17 protein-coding genes are annotated in these 16,378 nt (G+C 66.6%); 8 read left to right on the forward strand and 9 right to left on the reverse strand.

Annotated features, from left to right (window positions below):
• Positions 1-11: 11 nt before the first annotated feature.
• The 3 genes from NS1_RS27370 to NS1_RS27380 form a co-directional block, all read right to left on the reverse strand.
• Positions 12-674, reverse strand: a complete 663-nt coding sequence (locus tag NS1_RS27370; protein ID WP_062989031.1) for an MspA family porin — start codon at positions 672-674, stop codon at positions 12-14.
• Positions 675-1,201: 527 nt separating this feature from the next.
• Positions 1,202-1,411 carry a hypothetical protein gene (locus tag NS1_RS27375; protein WP_062989033.1) on the reverse strand — a complete coding sequence of 70 codons (210 nt, stop codon included), beginning with the start codon at positions 1,409-1,411 and terminating at the stop codon, positions 1,202-1,204.
• A gap of 255 nt (positions 1,412-1,666) precedes the next feature.
• Positions 1,667-2,596, reverse strand: a complete 930-nt coding sequence (locus NS1_RS27380) for an anti-sigma factor RsbA family regulatory protein (RefSeq protein WP_062989035.1) — start codon at positions 2,594-2,596, stop codon at positions 1,667-1,669.
• 1,084 nt (positions 2,597-3,680) lie between these two features.
• Here NS1_RS27380 and NS1_RS27385 point away from each other — a divergent pair.
• Both NS1_RS27385 and NS1_RS27390 read left to right on the forward strand, forming a co-directional pair.
• Positions 3,681-3,914, forward strand: coding sequence for a zf-HC2 domain-containing protein (locus tag NS1_RS27385; RefSeq protein ID WP_062989037.1), 234 nt, complete (start codon positions 3,681-3,683; stop codon positions 3,912-3,914).
• Positions 3,915-4,018: 104 nt separating this feature from the next.
• Entirely contained in the window at positions 4,019-4,639 is a 621-nt protein-coding gene (locus tag NS1_RS27390; RefSeq protein WP_062989040.1) for a hypothetical protein, read from the forward strand.
• On the opposite strand, the gene NS1_RS27395 is transcribed toward NS1_RS27390, so the two are convergent.
• Positions 4,634-5,704: an aminotransferase class I/II-fold pyridoxal phosphate-dependent enzyme gene (locus NS1_RS27395; protein WP_169812839.1), complete on the reverse strand. Its 1,071-nt coding sequence runs from the start codon at positions 5,702-5,704 to the stop codon at positions 4,634-4,636. The two genes, NS1_RS27390 and NS1_RS27395, sit on opposite strands and share 6 nt — an antisense overlap.
• Positions 5,705-5,983: 279 nt before the next feature.
• Between NS1_RS27395 and NS1_RS27400 the strand changes: the two genes are divergently transcribed.
• Positions 5,984-7,042, forward strand: a complete 1,059-nt coding sequence (locus NS1_RS27400; protein WP_062989044.1) for an NAD-dependent epimerase/dehydratase family protein — start codon at positions 5,984-5,986, stop codon at positions 7,040-7,042.
• An 18-nt stretch (positions 7,043-7,060) separates the two neighbouring features.
• Here the strand turns inward: NS1_RS27400 and NS1_RS27405 are convergent, their stop codons facing one another.
• From NS1_RS27405 to NS1_RS27415, 3 genes are read right to left on the reverse strand one after another with little or no spacing between them, the layout of a single operon-like run.
• Positions 7,061-8,089: a sensor histidine kinase gene (locus NS1_RS27405; RefSeq protein WP_062989046.1), complete on the reverse strand. Its 1,029-nt coding sequence runs from the start codon at positions 8,087-8,089 to the stop codon at positions 7,061-7,063.
• A complete protein-coding gene (locus NS1_RS27410; RefSeq protein ID WP_062989048.1) occupies positions 8,079-8,777 on the reverse strand; it encodes a response regulator transcription factor in 699 nt (232 codons plus the stop codon). Before NS1_RS27410 ends, NS1_RS27405 begins: the two co-directional genes overlap by 11 nt.
• 11 nt (positions 8,778-8,788) lie before the next feature.
• The gene (locus NS1_RS27415; protein ID WP_157125402.1) at positions 8,789-10,186 is read right to left on the reverse strand and encodes a hypothetical protein; all 1,398 of its coding nucleotides are present in this window, start codon (positions 10,184-10,186) and stop codon (positions 8,789-8,791) included.
• 121 nt (positions 10,187-10,307) lie between these two features.
• Here NS1_RS27415 and NS1_RS27420 point away from each other — a divergent pair, with 121 nt between their 5' ends.
• The 5 genes from NS1_RS27420 to NS1_RS27440 all read left to right on the forward strand — a co-directional run bounded on the left by NS1_RS27420 (position 10,308) and on the right by NS1_RS27440 (position 13,989).
• The gene (locus tag NS1_RS27420) at positions 10,308-10,964 is read left to right on the forward strand and encodes a glycosyltransferase family 2 protein (protein WP_062989146.1); all 657 of its coding nucleotides are present in this window, start codon (positions 10,308-10,310) and stop codon (positions 10,962-10,964) included.
• Entirely contained in the window at positions 10,961-11,644 is a 684-nt protein-coding gene (locus tag NS1_RS27425; protein WP_062989050.1) for a TIGR04282 family arsenosugar biosynthesis glycosyltransferase, read from the forward strand. The genes NS1_RS27420 and NS1_RS27425 overlap by 4 nt, the downstream gene beginning before the upstream one ends.
• Positions 11,641-12,816: a molybdopterin-dependent oxidoreductase gene (locus tag NS1_RS27430; protein ID WP_084504497.1), complete on the forward strand. Its 1,176-nt coding sequence runs from the start codon at positions 11,641-11,643 to the stop codon at positions 12,814-12,816. The genes NS1_RS27425 and NS1_RS27430 overlap by 4 nt, the downstream gene beginning before the upstream one ends.
• On the forward strand, positions 12,813-13,226 hold the full coding sequence (locus NS1_RS27435; protein WP_063816282.1) for a hypothetical protein: 414 nt from the start codon (positions 12,813-12,815) through the stop codon (positions 13,224-13,226). Before NS1_RS27430 ends, NS1_RS27435 begins: the two co-directional genes overlap by 4 nt.
• Positions 13,227-13,320: 94 nt before the next feature.
• Positions 13,321-13,989 (forward strand): RNA polymerase sigma factor, encoded by a 669-nt coding sequence (locus NS1_RS27440; protein WP_157125404.1) that lies wholly within the window; start codon positions 13,321-13,323, stop codon positions 13,987-13,989.
• Between the two features lie 22 nt (positions 13,990-14,011).
• Here NS1_RS27440 and NS1_RS27445 read toward each other — a convergent pair whose 3' ends face one another.
• Positions 14,012-14,977, reverse strand: coding sequence for an L-histidine N(alpha)-methyltransferase (locus NS1_RS27445; protein ID WP_062989056.1), 966 nt, complete (start codon positions 14,975-14,977; stop codon positions 14,012-14,014).
• Positions 14,978-15,404: 427 nt separating this feature from the next.
• Positions 15,405-16,325 carry an alpha/beta fold hydrolase gene (locus NS1_RS27450; RefSeq protein ID WP_062989058.1) on the reverse strand — a complete coding sequence of 307 codons (921 nt, stop codon included), beginning with the start codon at positions 16,323-16,325 and terminating at the stop codon, positions 15,405-15,407.
• Positions 16,326-16,378: the final 53 nt, after the last annotated feature.

Here is a 16,378-nt window from a genome sequence, read left to right on the forward strand (position 1 = left end):
GTTGGGGTAGGTCAGCCGATGCTGAACGGCGCACCGTAGAGGGTGGTCTTGGAGTAGTGGTCGCCGATGATCTCGACCACGGTGTACGAGCGGGCCTGCGCGTACCCGGCACATCCCTGCACCTCGATCTCGACGTCCTGGTACTCGATCGAGTAGACGCCCGCCTTCTCGATATCCTTCTTCTCGAGCTGGACGAACTTCACCTCACCCGGACCGAGCTCGACGCCCGCCGAACCACCGACGCTGAACCCGGACAGGTCGATTCCGCCGGACAGTCCCGCGGAGATCGCGTCGTCACCGATCGACACCTGGCAGCCGATGATGTAGCCGGTGTTGAGCTGCGAGGCACCGTGGGTGGAAGAGTTGTTGGTGCCGTTCGCACCGGACGGACCGTTGTTCGGACCCGCCTCACCCTCAGGCGTGATCGTCACGTCAGCCGTCACATTGGCCGAGACCCACGCGACCCGGCCCGCACCGTTGGCGGCCATCGACGGAGAAACCACGGCGTGCTCACCGGTGCGCTTCACCGTGACGCCGTGACCGGCTCGTTCGCCGTCGGGCAGTGGAACGTAGGCGTCGGCACCGGCGGTGCCTGCCACGAGCGCACCCAGTGCCAGCACTACAACGCCGGTGCCGACAGCGCCCAGGCCACCACGGATTCGGTTGTTTTTCATACTTCCCCTCATCAGGTTCGAGCAGTCATCCCACGACACCGCACCAAGGCGTGTCGGGGCCCGACCGAGCTTGTCCGCAGACCGTGGCGCGCCGAGGACCACGCGACAGCTCACTGATGAAAGTCGCGCTACGGGAACATTTCCTGCTCTTTGCAGTGGCGTAACAGTGGCCGTCAGGAGATCGCAACATTTCGCGGCGGTGCCATTTTGTACGGATCTGATGTCAGAGCCAGAACTCGAACGGAGTGCGGTGATGTGAACACCTTCTGCACCGATCGGATCGAAACCGCCCGCGCTTCAGGGGCGGCCGTGGGCATCACGCGTAGATATGTTGATCGCCGAAAGCGACGAATGCGCCGGTTCGGCCACTTCTCAACGGTGGGTGCCAGACAGCTCGCGATATTTTACGAACCTAAGATCCCGGGTTGATATCACCACGCCGCTAATCGCAATTTCCGGCGGCGTAAGCATGCCACGCCCTGCCCGACTCGCCGACCGCTTCGCCGAACAGCCCACTTACCACGAGATCATCGCCTCGTGCAGCGGCGACTTCTGCACCATCGCCCGAAACCATCCCGCTTCGGTTTCTGGGAGAACTCCCACTCCTGATCCTGCGGTCCCTCGGAGCGCACCTGGTTGAACAGGTTGGAGGCCATCACATTACCGGTGAGGTCTTTCCAGGTACCGAGGAAGCCCGCGCGATCGAGCGAACCCAGCGCGGTGAGGTTATCGACCATGTCAGTGGGTCCTTCCAGGTCCCGAGACGCCTTTGACGTCGGCCTGCCCGCCCCAACCTGCTCCTCGGTGCCGACCTCACGGGACACAAGTGTGACCTCGTCTGCGAACGAGGAGACGCAGCGGTGTGTTAAGGATTCGGAGGACCACCCGCTCGAAGACTTTTCGCTGCGACCGTTCGGCGTGAAACCCGACTGTCCGGGATTGAAATTGAGCCCGCCACGGGCTTATCGACGATAAGCGAGGCAGATTCTGATTCACACGTCGAGATAGAAGCGGATCGTCGTGCCGTCCTCAGTGGTGTGTATGCGCACCAGATCTGCCAGGTAGTGCACCAGCAGCAGGCCCCTACCGCCGAACTGTCCCTGTTCAGGTGGCCTGCGCCCGGCCAGTGGATCGCTCAGGCACCCGCCGTCGCGAACCTCGAACACGAGCTGTCCCGGCTCGGACCACATCGCGAAAAGACCCCGGCCGCCGCCGTGCACCACGCTGTTGGTCGTCAGTTCCGCGACCGCCAGCTTGGCGTCTTCGACCCGTACGGCGTCGAGTCCCCATTTGCTCGCGTGGTCGACAGCGAAGTGCCGGACCGATCGAAGCTCAGCTTCGCCGAAGGGGAAAACGGCGGCATCGGGCGCCGACACCAGTGGCTCGTTGTAGCGAGCCACGATCGCCTGCCAGTCGTAGTCGTTGCTGGCCTGCTCACGCCCCTGACTGATGAGGGTGGGGTGGGTGAGCCGCGCATCGGCCAGGGCCGCCGCGTCCAGGCGGGTTTCGTCGTAGGGACACAGGATGGTCACCGCGCGGCCGTCGAAGGCGGCATTGATCAGCGCTTCGTGCTGCGCGCACGCGGGGTATTCCACGGTGCTACGCCCAGCCCAGATCGGCTCGCCGATGATGCGCACCCGCCCCAACGGATGCGCGTCGGCGAACCCCCTGAGCACCTTCGCAATGATCCGCCCCGGGTTGCGGCCGACTTCGGTCATGTCGAGAAACGAGATGTCGCGAGCATCGACGCCGAGCTCGTCCTTGATCAGCTCGAGGTTGGGACCCGGTACCGCGACGGCCATCGGCTCACCCGCCGCCAAACCCTCGCGCAGGAATGCCACCGTCTGCTGCGTGTATTCCTGCTCGTTCGCATAGAACAGGGCAGGGTGTTCGAACGCCTCGTTGGCGGTCGCTGTGCTCATCGGGGCATTACCGTCGATTCGGTTCGGGCGGACAACGTTGATTGACGCGGCCACCAGAAGGGCGTATTCACGCGACTCCTTCGTCACCGTCGGCCGACTCTCAGGCCGGAATCGGCAGAAGGTAAGAGCCTTCCGGGCGCACAGTCTAGCCCGCCGCGTCGAGCACCGACAATCGGACACAGAAAGCCGAGCCTGCTCGATGCGGGGAACACGCGAACATATGAACGAATCGTCGAAGCCGAAGCCAGGGGCGACCATACAATTGGCAGGTACTTCCGCGTCTGCGCGAGTGGCCTGGCTGGGATTTGCTGCGAGTTTATGGTGACCGGCCTTTACGTCATATCCACCGCCTCATCGGCAGCGAGATCGGCGCCAACTTGGTGAGCTGGCGTGGGCTTTAGAGTGCAACGACTAGGATCGTCAGCAGCGCAGCAGTTTCGCCGGCCGCGAACCTACGATCGGCCTCGCCGGCATCAGCTAACGCACTCGCTAGGTGGATGCTGCCGGCGGCACGACTACGTACTTACGTCAAATCGAATCTACTCGAGGTTGTCGCCGCGCTCTCGATGCTGACCGGCGAATCCGCTACCCGCTCATCGACACAGCAAGCGAGCTAGCCGTTGACCCCCAGCATCTGCAATTTCGATCCGCCGATCCCTCTGTCCGCGCCTTCCAGCCGCGCAACGCCGAACGCCCCGAGCTCGCTGGTAATGAGCTCGGGGCGTTCGTGATTGGGTAATCGGCCACACACAGACTTGATGCAAGCTAATGGTTGGCGTATTACAGTGTAGAAGCCGCGAACAAGTACGGGGATCGGACGGTCACGGATCAGTACCTGACGACGATGGTTCACCGGCGGCCGACATCAATTCGGATGTAACGCCAGAGCCGGAACCGGACTCGGGGCCATGCCACAACCCGACGAAACCGAGTGAGGCGATGTGACGTGCAGACCTTTCGCGCCGATCGGATCGAGGGAACCCGCGCTCCCGGGTCGGCCGTGCGCATCGCACGTAGATATGCTGACGAGGGGGTTGGCGCAGGTCGGCAGCGTCCAGCGAGAACCCCGGAGAGGCTGCGCGCAATGGACTGTGACGAATTCGTCGAGCTGGTTACCGCGTTTCTCGACGACGCGCTCGACGAGGTCACCGAACAGCGATTCGTTGCCCATATCGCCGAATGCCACGGATGCGACACCTACCTCGTTCAGATCCGGCAGACCATCAGCGTGATCGGTGAGTTACGTTCGGGGGATCTGTCCGAATCCGCCCGCACGACCCTGCTCGCCGCCTTCCGTGATTGGAACGCGCCGACGTAACGATCCGCGCACCTGTCGCCACTGCACATCATCGCGACAGGCTCCGCCGATCAGCAGCCCGCCGCGTGGCGCGGACCCACCGCGTGCACCGAGGAACGGATCCGATGAACGACTACACCGCTACCCGCCACAGCCTGCACGCTGTCGCCGAACGCCTGCTGGCCGGACCGCAATACCACGAGGCCGGCACGATCAGGCTGACCACTGTGAGCGGTGGTTTCGCCACGACTGTCGCCCCTGCCGTGACGGTGGACGGCAATCGGCTGCGCGTCGGCGACGGCACCAGCCACCTACTGCACGACCGAACAATCGTCGAGCTCGCGACGTTGACCGGCATCGTCGCGGGCGCGCCGCAAGGGGTGTACCGCGATACCGCAGACTGGGATAACGAGACGCCACTGATCGTCGATAGTGTTGCCGCACAGATGATTTCCGATGCTTTCGGTCACGGTGACGCTGCGCTGCGCACATTGCCGGGCGCGCCCGAACCGGTGCTGTGGCCCGAGCATTTCGATCTCGCGATCTCACTGGACGAGGCGAACTACGGTGTGTCCCCGGGTGACTCCACGATTCCTGAGCCCTATGCCTATGTCGGGCCGTGGGTTCGGCAGACCGGCGAATTCTGGAACCAGCCGTTCGGTGCGGCCCGGCCTCTCAGCGAGCTCGACGGCGCAAAGGCCATCGCCACGTTCTTCGCCGAGGGCAGACGGCGCGCGGCGTTATGAGCGACTGAGCGGGGATGCGTTCGAGGCGGGCGGAACCGGTCCGAACGTGTTCGCCACCGCGTCGCAGGCGGCGACGACCCGGTCGACATCGGTGTCGGTGAGCGCCGCATTCAACGACAAGCGGATCAGCGTGCCGCCGCCGGGTACCGCCGGAGGAAAGAACATCGAGCCGAGCACCCCGCGCTCGTGTAGCAGGTCGCGTACTGCGATCGCGTGCCTGCCGGGTCCGGTCGGTAGCGACACGATGTGGCCGGGCTCATCCGCGACCGCGAATCCCGACCGCGACAACGCCGTTCGGATCTGTGACCCGACCGCACGCAGCCGCGACCGACGAGATTCCGCGGTTCTGATCACCGCGAGTGCGGCCCGCAGCGCGGCGATATCGCGTGCGGACACCGCGGAGGAGAACACCGCGGGGTAGGAGGTCAGGCGAAAGTAGTCGGCGATGTCAGGATCGCAGGCGAGGATTCCCCCGCGTCCGGCGAAAGCCTTCGCCAGGCTCGCGGTGCGAAAGAGCACCCGATCCGCGAGACCGAGCGACACCACTGTGCCCGCGCCGTGCGGTCCCTCGACGCCGAGCGTGTGGGATTCGTCGACGACGAGCACGCACCCGGTGTCCTCGGCGAGCTCGCACAGCCGCTCGATCCGGGCGCGACTGCCCGCTGTGCTGTCCATCGCGTCGACCGCGATGACACCCGGTCCGTGCGCGGTGATCCGACATCGCAGTGCGTTCACGTCATTGTGGGGAAACGAATACAACGCGGCTCCGGCCGCGCGGGCGCCGAACGCCACCGACATATGCGCACGATCGTCGGTGTAGACCGGGGTGTGCGCGTCGGTGATCGTTTGCATCAAGCCGACATTGGCTTCCCAGCCGGATTGGCACAACACCGTCGCCGGTGCGTGCAGATGCGCGGCGAACTCTGCCTCCAGCGCCACCATAGACCCGGGATCGGCGCCGGGTCTCGCGCCGTTCACGGCCGCCGCGATGCGCGGGTCAGCACCGATTGCCAGATAATCGGTGCCGGTCAGCACGATATCGCCGGGCACGGGTCGTCTACTCACCAGCGGATGGTCGCCGCCCCATTCCAGCACGCGCGCACGGTGGACATGCTCGACACGCGACCGAATGCGTTCGGCAACAGTGGCCGCCACAGCCATCCTCCCGGTGAATTCTCCTCGATTTCGCATACCTACTCAGCATTGCGCACAGTGGCCTCGCCGAGCCCCGCGCAATTCTGACGAAACGCTGACATCGGGCCCTACTCCGCGTAAATGTGACGGAACCCTTACCGATCTCCGGGGCGGCGCGAAATCCTGTGGGATCACACCAGAATCAATGGCATGCGCGTTCTACTCACCGGCGCCGCCGGTTTCATCGGGTCCCACGTTCGCCGCACGCTCGAGAGCTCCGGGCACGAGGTGATCGCGATCGATCTCATGCTCGCCGCGGCCCACGGATCGGAGGCACCGACGCCGGCGGGGCTCGAACGCGTCGACGTGCGCGATCCCGAGGCCCTCGACACCCACTTGAGTGGCGTCGAGGTGGTGTGTCACCAGGCCGCCGTGGTCGGGGCGGGCGTCAGCGCACAGGACGCGCCCGCCTACGCCAGCCACAACGACTTCGGCACCGCGGTGCTGCTGGCCGCGATGGCGCGCGCACAGTGCCGCAGGTTGGTGCTCGCGTCCTCGATGGTGGTCTACGGCGAGGGCCGCTACCGCACCGCCGACGCCGACCTGTTCGTCCCGCCACCACGCGCGGTCACTGACCTCGAGTGCGGCAGGTTCGATCACCGAGATCCGCGCTCGGGTGAGCCGCTGGGCTGGCTGCCGGTCGGCGAGGACACCGCGCTGCGCCCCCGCAGTCTGTACGCGGCGAGCAAGGTGGCTCAGGAGCATTACGCCGCAGCATGGGCGACGGCGACGAACTCGACGGTCACCGCGCTGCGCTATCACAACGTATACGGTCCCGATATGCCCAGGGATACACCGTATTCCGGAGTAGCGGCCATCTTCCGCTCATCGCTGGAAGCGGGCGAGGCGCCGCGCGTCTTCGAAGACGGCAGACAGGTCCGGGATTTCGTACATGTCCACGACATCGCCGCCGCGAACCTGGCCGCGGTGGAAACGCAGCTGGGCGGGTTCGTCGCGCTCAATATCGCCTCCGGACAACCGATTACGATCGGTGAGGTCGCACAGGTCCTGGCTGCGGCACACGACGGTCGCACGCCCGTCGTCACCGGGCAGTATCGCCCCGGCGATGTCCGCCATATCGTCGCCAGCCCCGATCGCGCCCGCCTGCTGCTCGATTTCACCGCCACGATCACACCCGAGCAGGGACTCGCCGAGTTCGCACTGTCCCCGCTCCGCGCGGTAGCGAGCGCCGGAGCCCCGACCTGGTGAACGATGCGAGCGAAAAAGCTACTCGCGGAACGCGGTACCCGACAGCAGTGGCAATCGGATCTCGAAGACGATGCCTCGCTCCAGGTTTCGCGCGGTGATGGTGCCCTGATGCACCGACAGCAACCCGGCGGCGATGGCCAACCCCATGCCACTGCCGCCGTCGTCGCTCGGCGAGCGGGCCGCTTTGCCGCGATATCCGGCCTCGAAAATGCGCGGAAGATCGGTGTCGGCGACACCGGGACCGGTATCGCGCACCCGCGCCCATGCCTGTCCCGCGTCTGCGCCGACGGTGATCTCGACCAACCCACCCGGCGGAGTGTGCGCGATCGCGTTCGCGACGAGATTAGTGAGAACCCTGGTCAGAGCCTGATCGCTGCCCGCCACCATGATCCGGGTCGGCGGTTGGCGGGCGGTGACTCCGATCTGCGCGCGGGTCGCCGCCGGTTCCGCGGCGGCCAGTACCTCGTCGATGAGCTCACGCAGGTCGACAGGTTCCATCGACAGCCGCAGCGCGCCCGCGGCTATCTTCGACATCTCGAATAGGTCATCGACCATGGCCGACAGCCGTGAGGTGTCGCGCACGATCTGTCGGCCGTAACGCTCGATGTCGTTGTCCTCGCGCACCACCCCGTCAGCCAGTGCCTCCCCCATGGCGCAGATGCCCGCCAGCGGTGTCCGAAGGTCGTGGCTGACCCAGGCGACCAGCTCCCGCCGCGAGCGCTCGGCCTCGCGTTCCTGGTCGAGCATCTGTTTCTCCCACACCAGCTGCCGTGCCTGGGCTCGGCCGAGCAGTACCGCGGCGGGCACGGTTACCGCGGTGACGACCGCGAGCACCACTGCGACGCGTTCCAGCTCGTCGGTGAACATCATCCGGCTCACCGCGACGAAACCGGTCAGCGTCGCCACGGTGGGGATCAGGACCAGGATCACCATGCTCGCACCGAGCAGGCGATCACGGACCACGCGCAGCGCGAGGGCACCAACCGCGACCACCGGGATCGTCCCGATCAACGCGAGACCGATCAAGCCGGTGAAGTCAGTCGGCATCGTGGGTGCCGCCGTTCTCGCGACCCCAGGCGTAGCCGCGACCCCACACGGTGTCGATGCGATGCGCCGCACCGAGTTTGGCGCGCAATCGCTTGATGTGGACAGTGACTGTCGACTGATCGCCGAAGGTCCAGCCCCAGACGTCGGCCAAGAGTTCGGTGCGGGTGAAAACCCGTTGCTGGTTGGCCAGCAGGAATGCGAGCAGGTCGAATTCCCGGCCGGTCAGCTCGACCGGAGCTCCTGCGACAGTGACGGTCCTCGACGCGGACCGCAATTCGACTGTGCCGCTGCATAAGACAGGGTCGCCCACCGGCTCGTGGATCCTGGCCCTGCGCAGTACCGAGGCCACACGCAGTGCCAATTCGCGTGGGCTGAACGGCTTGGTCAGATAGTCGTCGGCGCCAGCGCGTAGTCCGACCACTCGGTCGTCCTCCTCACCGAGGGCCGTCAACATGATGATCGGGATGTCGGGTCGCGGACCGGCGCGGACCTCGCGGCACAGCTCGATCCCGTCCGGGGGTGGCATCATCACATCGAGGATCGCCAGGTCGATCGCCGAACCGTGCAACGCAGCGGCGGCCGAAGCGCCGTCGGCCGCCTCCACGACCTGCAGTCCGTCGCGTTCGAGGTAGCGCCGGACCACCTCGCGGACCACTGGGTCGTCGTCGGCAATCAGGATGCGCGTCATATCGTGTCGATTCACCAGTTCGTCAGGACGAGATGGACTACGAGCAGTGTGCCGAGCGCTTGCACCGCGAGCCACACCCGGGCCGTCCGGGTGGGTAGCAGGGCCGTCGCGGCGAGTATCCAGATCTCGAACGGCAGCCAGATCCGCTCGGTCTCGGCCTTACTCAGGAGACTGGCATCGGCGAGCAGGATCGCGGCGAGCCCCGCGACGGCGAGCAGCGCGGCCGGGTCGATGGTGGCGCGCCAGGTGCCGAGTGCGCCGATCGGATCGGTGCGGACGTCGGCCGGTGCGGGGAGCGCGAGTGCGGCGGGAATGCGGCTCAACGCGGCGGCGGACGCCAGGCCGACAGCGCAGACCGTCGCCGCCAGGTTCGCCCAGACCCAGTACGACACGGGCCGATCGGTGGCGATCCCCTGGTAGTAGCGCTCGACCACGAGCTGATAGCCGTCCCACCACCAGAATCCGGCGGCCGTGAAAGTCGCGACGACAACCACCACGCCCAGCACGACAGGCCAGACCCCACGCAGTCCGCGCACAGCGACCACCACGACCGCGACTACGGACATCAGGATCAACCCGTAGTTGAGGAACAAGCCGTACCCGAACAGCAGACCGGAGCTGAAAGCGAGCAGCGGCCTGCGCTCACCTGGTGCGAGCGCGAGCGCGAACAGCGCCACCGCCCACGCGGTCACCCCGGCGAATAGGGCGTCAGCAGAGACCGCCAGCCAGATCGCGGCGGGCGCCAGCGCGAGAAACGGTGCGGCGGCACGCGCCCGCTCGGCTGCCCCGAGTGCGCGCAGCGTCACCACCACCGCCACGGCCGCACTACATCCGACGGCTGTACACAACACACTGGCCCAGACGCCGCCGCCGAGGCCGAGGCGGTCCGCCAGCACGAACGTCAACAGCGCGCCGGGCGGGTGCCCGGAGACGTGCGTTGTCCAGGAGTCGGGCTGAAAGTCCAGGATCCGGCCCGCGAAGCCACGCACCATCGCCGCGATATCGTCCACGCCGCCCACCTCGTGCAGGTATTCGTGATCGGAGGTGAGGCGATCGGCGAAGCCGCGTTGCCAGCCATCGACCATCGCCAGCGAGAAGGCCCAGGCCAGCGCTGCCAGCCAGGTGGTGATCAGCAGCTGCCCCCACGGCAGGCGAGCGGCGAGCGACGGACCGTAGACGACCACCACGACCGCGATCACGATCGCCGGGCCGCTGCCCCACCCGACATGCGGCAGCCAACTGCCGAACAGCGGAGCCGCACCGGCGAACAGGCTTTCGCGCCACCGCCCGCCGATCAGCAGCGGCACCGCCACAGCGAGCGCGAGCAGCACCGCCGCGGCCGCCGCGCAGGACAGGTCGGCACGTTGGGCAGTGACCTTGCGCCGGGTGGAGACAGACGTATTCCGCACTGTCTCACCGTAGGAGGGCGCACCGGCGGGCCGATACCAGCGCGGACGTGCCGTCACACTTTCGTAAGCGGTTTCAGCAGGTCTTTTCCGTCCGGCCGACCCTACGGTCGAAACTGTGAGCATTGACGATGACACCCAGCGGGTGACCGTGGTGATCCCGTGCCGGAACGAGGCCGGTGCCCTACCCGGCGTGCTGGCCGCGGTCCCCGCCGAGTACGCCGTGATCGTGGTGGACAACGGCTCCACCGACCACACCTCGACCGTCGCCCGGGAACTGGGCGCCCGCGTCGTCGTGGAGAACCGGCCGGGCTACGGCTCCGCTGTGCAGGCCGGAGTCGAGGCGGCGAAAACAGAGCTGATCGCGGTGCTCGACGGCGACGGGTCCATGAACCCGGCTGAGCTGCCCGATCTGGTCGAGATCCTCGTGCCCGGAGTGACAATGGTCGCGGGCAGGCGCAGGCCGGTACCCGGTGCGTGGCCATGGCATGCGCGGCTGGGCAATTGGCTGCTCGCCTCGTGGCTGCGCCGACGATACGACCTGGACGTGCACGACCTCGCCGCCATGCGAGTCGTCCGCCGCGCCGAACTTCTCGCACTCGGACCGCTGCACCCGCGTTCGGGCTATCCGCTCGCGCTGCTCGCACGTGCTGCCACATCCGGCTGGCAGGTGGTCGAGCACGACGTCATCTACCAGCCGAGAAGCCATGGCGTGTCGAAGGTTTCGGGCTCGGTACGCGGAACCTTCGGTGCCGCGCGGGATTTCTGGAGCGTGCGATGACCGGCATCGACGCGACACTGCTCGTGGTCGCCAAGGCACCGATCCCGGGTTTCGCCAAGACCCGGCTCACCCCGCCGCTGAGCCCCATCGACGCCGCCGAACTGGCCGCCGCCGCCCTGCTCGACACGCTGACCGCGGTTCGAGACAGCGGCGCCCGCCATGCCGTGGTGGCGTGGACCGGCGAGCTGCCCCGGGCCCGGCGAGCGAACGAGATCGCCTCGGCTCTGCTCGATTTCGAGGTCGTCCCGCAGCGCGGGCACACCTTCGGCGCGCGACTCGCCGCCGCACACGCCGATGCCGCGCACCCGGGTATGCCCGTCCTACAGATCGGGATGGACACCCCGCAGGCCGGTCCTGGGTTGCTCGCCGCAGCGGCCACCGAACTGGTAGCCAGCGCCGACACGGTGCTCGGACCCGCCACTGACGGGGGCTGGTGGGCGCTGGGCTTGACCGACTCTCGTGCTGCCCGCGTCCTCACCGATGTCCCGATGTCGACCGGGCGGACCGGCGAGCTGACACGAACGGCCTTGCTCCGCTATGGCTGTCGCGTCACCGAGCTGCCGGAACTGACCGACGTCGACCATGTCGAGGACATCGCCGCGGTCGCCGCGGCATCGAACGGACTCTTCGCCGCGACAGCCGCCCGTCTCGGCCCAGTGTTGGCAGGAACCCGGCGATGAACGACGACCGCGAAACATCGACCGGTGATCTATTGCTGCCCGAGGCGCTCAGCGAGCAGTTCTCGCCCGCACGATCCACCGCTGTCGCGGCCCGAGTGGGCATCCTGCTCGGCATCGCGGTCACGATCTGTTTCCTCACCGGCCTGGTCAGTCATTGGATCCAGCACCCACCCGCCTGGTTCTGGTGGCCCGCCCACCCGGTGTGGCTGTACCAGGTGACTCAGGGCGCACACGTGATCTCCGGCGTGGTCGCCATACCGCTACTGATCGTGAAGCTGTGGTCGGTGTTCCCCCGACTGTTCGCCCGACCGCTGCTGGGCAACCCCCTGCGCATACTCGAACGCGGATCCGTCGCGGTGCTCGTCGGATCGACGATCTTCCAGCTGGTCACCGGGCTGTTCAACACCGCGCAGTACTACCCGTGGCGATTCTTCTTCACCACTACGCATTACGCGATGGCCTTCGTCGCCATCGGTGCGCTGGCAGTCCATCTCGCGATCAAGCTGCCTGTTATCCGCACCGCACTCGTCCGACCGGAAAAGAGCACCGAAGACGGTGAGCTGCTGAAGGACCGAGCCGCGCTCTCACGCCGGGTCGTGCTCGGATCCGCGTTCGCCGCCGCGACGGTCGCGGGAATCGCCGTGGCCGGCCAAACCGTCCCGTTGCTGCGACGAATCTCAGTCCTCGCCCCTCGCAGTGGTGAAGGACCGCAAGGGGTTCCGATCAACCGAACAGCAGCCCAGGCCGGGGTCGAGGAGCGGGCCCGCGACACCGCCTACCGGCTCACCGTCACCCTCGGCGAGAAGACGCGCGCGTTCTCCGTCGACGACCTCGCGGCGCTACCGCAAACCACCGCCGAGCTGCCGATCGCGTGTGTCGAGGGATGGAGCGCCGACGCCGAGTGGTCCGGTGTCGCGGTGCGTGACCTACTCGCCGCCGTCGGCGATTACAGCGGCGGCGATGTGGTGTTCCGATCCCTCGAACAAAGCGGCCTGTTCAACCAATCACTGTTGCCACAGCCACACGTCGAGGCGGCCGATTCCTTGATCGCATTGCGTCTCAACGGCGAGCAACTCGACCTCGATCACGGGTACCCGTGCCGCTTGATCGCCCCGAATCGACCGGGCGTCCGGCAAACCAAGTGGCTCTCGACCATCGAAGTACAGCGATGACGACCATTCGAATAATCCTCGGCCTCATCGGTATCTGGCTCACCTGGTTCGGTGTCAGTCTCGTGCTCGAGCAGAGCCCCACCGATCTGACATCGATCGCCCTCTGGTTCGCCGGCGCGATCGTGCTCCACGACGGCGTGTTCGCACCACTGTGTGCCGCAGCGGGTTTCGCGGGCAAGCGGATCCTGCCGCCGTCGTGGTGGGGGCCGGTGACGATCGGTGCGGTGTGCACGGTGACGCTCGCGCTGATCGCCGTTCCGGTCTTCGGGCGCGAGTTCGCCGTCGCGGGCAATCCCACCGTCCTCGACCGTGATTACCATGTCGGCTTCGTCGTCGCGGTCGCGGTGGTCTGGTCGCTGGTCCTCGCCGCGGCCCTGATACGGGCAATGACGCGCCGACGTTCCGGCTGACACTGATTGTGGTTGTGCCGACCCGAGCCCGCCCGCCTCGCTGACGCTAGAGTTGGCCACCAGCCGTGACCAGCGTCGAAAGCGAGGTGAATCCGTGGGCGGCGAGACCTCACTGCCAGCCGACGATCTGCTGGTCCAGCGGCTGCGCGCGGGCGACGAAACGACCTTCACCGTGATTCTCGCCGCCTGGTCGGGATCCATGCTGCGCCTGGCCATGTCGTTCGTCTCGACTCTCGCGTCCGCCGAAGAAGTCGTCCAAGAAACCTGGATCGCGGTGATCCGTGGCATCGACGGATTCGAGGGTCGATCCGCACTGAAAACCTGGGTGTTCCGCATCCTCGTCAACACCGCGAAAAAGCGCGGCATCAAAGAGCACAGGACCGTGCCCTTCGGGAGCTTGTTGCCCGAAGACACCGAACCGACCGTCGATCCCGACCGGTTTCGCCCGGCAGCAGACCCATATCCCGGGCATTGGCGCCCCGCGCAGACACCGCAGCGGTGGTCCGAACCCGAGGACGCCGCCGAGCGCGTCGAGATGGGTGCGGTCCTCGCCGCGGCGATCGCGGAGCTGTCGGACCGTAGCCGGATCGTATTGACCCTGCGCGACGCGGAAGGCTATTCCTCGCAGGAGATCTGCGCGATGCTCGGTATCACCGCAGGCAATCAGCGGGTGATTCTGCATCGCGCCCGTGCTGCGGTCCGTGCCCGGCTCGAGGTGTATTTCCGGACGACCGACGAGAGCGGTTCGCGCTCGGGCAATTGACTGACTTGTCCTCGACGCATCACTACTGACCGATCGACGACTTGGCCAGCACCAACGCGTAGTCGCCCCGCGGAGCGGTCCACCATCGATCAATCGCGAGATCAACTGCCGACAGCTCGGATTCGAGCTGCTCACGCCGAAATGTCGCGACGGTCTCGGTGCGGATCTGGCTGCCCCGCTCGACCTCGAGCTCCAGCCCCAACCCCGGGATCGGCACGTGTTGGTCGCACCGCGCGCGCAACCGCAGCTCCACCCGCGACGCAGCCTCGTCCCAGACAGCGTGGTGCTCGAACTGGTCCTGCGGAAACTGTGCGCCCAGTTCACGATTGAGCACACACAGGATGTTCCTGTTGAACGTCGCGTTCACGCCGAACCGGTCGGTGCGCGCCGCGATCAGCCGTTGCGGTGTGGAGGTCACGTCGACGCCGATCAGCACGGTGTCGTCCCACTCCATGGTGGTCCGAATCCGGCGCAGCATCTTGGCGCGTTCGCCCGGCAGACAGCCGCCGAAAACCCCTCCCAACAACGTGATCAGCCTGCCGCCGCGGGCCGGCAACCGATGCGGTTCGCGCACGAAGTCAGCCACTATCGCACGGACTGAAAGCCGGGGATACGCGCGCGCGATCACGGTCGCGGTCTCGGCGAGCGCGTCATCGCGAAAGTCGACCGGGATATAGGTCTGCATTGTCGCCGCGAGTCCGTTGATGAGCAGTCGCGTCGCATTCGGTCTGCGGGCGCCCAACTCGAGCAGCGTGCACGCTCCGGTCGCGCCGGCGATCGTTCCCGCGTTGGCGGCCAGGATGGCGAGTTCACTACGCACGGCGTGGAACTGCGGAAGCCGAACGATATCGTCACGCAACCGAATTCCGCGCTCATCGAACAGCAGCCGCGATGGCAGCCATTTGGACTGCGCGGAGAGCCCGGCGGCAATCTCACTCCCGATCAGGTCGTGTTCCCCGGTAGGCTGAAGTCGATCTATCGACAACATGTCGGCTCCCTGAGTTCGTCGTGGCCGCGCCGATTATTCGCCGCCCTGATCTCGGTTCCCTGGGACGCCAATCCGTTACATCTGCCAGGTCACGGGAAATCCACGCGGTCATCGCGAGCACCCGATGTCCCAGTCGCCCTACCCGGCATTATTGGAATACATCACGCTCGGCACTTCGCACGACGGCCGCCGCACTGCCGACTGGTGGGTCGAGCGGCCAGAATAGGCAGCGAGCCCTACGACAAAGGGGGGCTGCTGCAGGGCTAGGTGTATGAGACGTTGGTGACGCCGACACGGAGGAAACTTGCTGGTGGTCGGTCCCCGCCAGCGGAATGTGGTCGAGCCAGGCCGACCTCGTCGACGAATGCAGCGCAGCCGTTCCGCTGTCGGTGCGGCGCCGCGACGACCCGACGCAAGCGAGGGCGGTCTATAGGCCTGTCTCGCTGGCACGACTCGCGTCTTCGCGCTGGGTCGCGGCCCAGTCGCGGATCGCGGCGACGAACTCCTCAGGCGCGTCAGACTCCACGTAGGTGCCTGCGCCCTCGACGATCACGGTCGTGTGGTCGGTGAACGTCGCTTCCAGACGCTGGCGCTCTTGGGGACGGAAGGCGATGTCGGCGTCACCCCACACGATCAGTGTCGGCAGGTGCGCGATGTCGCCAAGACCAGCCTCGACCTCGGCGAAGAAGTCTCGGCTGGCGAGGACCCGGCCGGGAAGCACGGCGCAAGCCTGGCGCCGTTCGGGGGTGTTCAGCGCCTGGCTGTAGTGGGCCATTTCGGCCGCGGTCGGCTTCCGCCGTCGGTGGCCGGTGGGGATGAACGCCTTGACCAGGAGGTTGAACTGCCGGACCAGAAAGCGGAACGGGAGTCCGCCGATGACGCGACCGAACCACTCGAAGTGGAATGTCCCGTTGACGGGCCAGGCCCAGGTGTTGGCGAGTGCCAGCCGATCGAAGACTTCGGGCCGTCGTTGCACGACCGCCAGGCCGATCATGCCGCCCCAGTCCTGCCCGACCAGAGTGACCCCCTCGAGGCCGAGCGCGTCGACGAACCCGGTGACCACGTCGGCGTGTTCCTCGGGCAGGTAGCGGTAGTCGGGCTTGGCTGTCGACAGCCCGAAGCCTGGGTAGTCGAGGGCGATGCACCGGAAGTCATCGCGCAGTGCGGCGATCACGTCGCGCCAGAGGAACGACCAGGTCGGGTTGCCGTGCAGGAGTAGCAGTGTGGGACCCGAACCCTCGTCGACGTAATGCACTGTGTGGCCGTCGATGTCGACGAATCGGCTCTCGAATGGGAACAGTTCGTCGTCGACCCAACCGGGCCGCACGCTGTGGGTGGTATCGGCCATGGTGGCCCCCTCTGGGCTAGGCATCAGGGTATGATTGAGGATGTCACGCGCAC

This window comes from Nocardia salmonicida NBRC 13393, from assembly GCF_001613085.1.
Classification (GTDB): Bacteria; Actinomycetota; Actinomycetes; order Mycobacteriales; family Mycobacteriaceae; genus Nocardia; species Nocardia salmonicida.

Bases quoted from the DNA above. Each gene is read 5' to 3' on its own strand.
- NS1_RS27385 (WP_062989037.1), top strand. From the start codon at position 3,681: ATGGACTGTGACGAATTCGTCGAGCTGGTTACCGCGTTTCTCGACGAC.
- NS1_RS27375 (WP_062989033.1), bottom strand. From the start codon at position 1,411: ATGGTCGATAACCTCACCGCGCTGGGTTCGCTCGATCGCGCGGGCTTC.
- NS1_RS27400 (WP_062989044.1), top strand. From the start codon at position 5,984: ATGCGCGTTCTACTCACCGGCGCCGCCGGTTTCATCGGGTCCCACGTT.
- NS1_RS27450 (WP_062989058.1), bottom strand. From the start codon at position 16,325: ATGGCCGATACCACCCACAGCGTGCGGCCCGGTTGGGTCGACGACGAA.
- NS1_RS27445 (WP_062989056.1), bottom strand. From the start codon at position 14,977: ATGTTGTCGATAGATCGACTTCAGCCTACCGGGGAACACGACCTGATC.
- NS1_RS27430 (WP_084504497.1), top strand. From the start codon at position 11,641: ATGAACGACGACCGCGAAACATCGACCGGTGATCTATTGCTGCCCGAG.
- NS1_RS27410 (WP_062989048.1), bottom strand. From the start codon at position 8,777: ATGACGCGCATCCTGATTGCCGACGACGACCCAGTGGTCCGCGAGGTG.
- NS1_RS27435 (WP_063816282.1), top strand. From the start codon at position 12,813: ATGACGACCATTCGAATAATCCTCGGCCTCATCGGTATCTGGCTCACC.
- NS1_RS27380 (WP_062989035.1), bottom strand. From the start codon at position 2,596: ATGAGCACAGCGACCGCCAACGAGGCGTTCGAACACCCTGCCCTGTTC.
- NS1_RS27425 (WP_062989050.1), top strand. From the start codon at position 10,961: ATGACCGGCATCGACGCGACACTGCTCGTGGTCGCCAAGGCACCGATC.
- NS1_RS27390 (WP_062989040.1), top strand. From the start codon at position 4,019: ATGAACGACTACACCGCTACCCGCCACAGCCTGCACGCTGTCGCCGAA.
- NS1_RS27405 (WP_062989046.1), bottom strand. From the start codon at position 8,089: ATGCCGACTGACTTCACCGGCTTGATCGGTCTCGCGTTGATCGGGACG.
- NS1_RS27370 (WP_062989031.1), bottom strand. From the start codon at position 674: ATGAAAAACAACCGAATCCGTGGTGGCCTGGGCGCTGTCGGCACCGGC.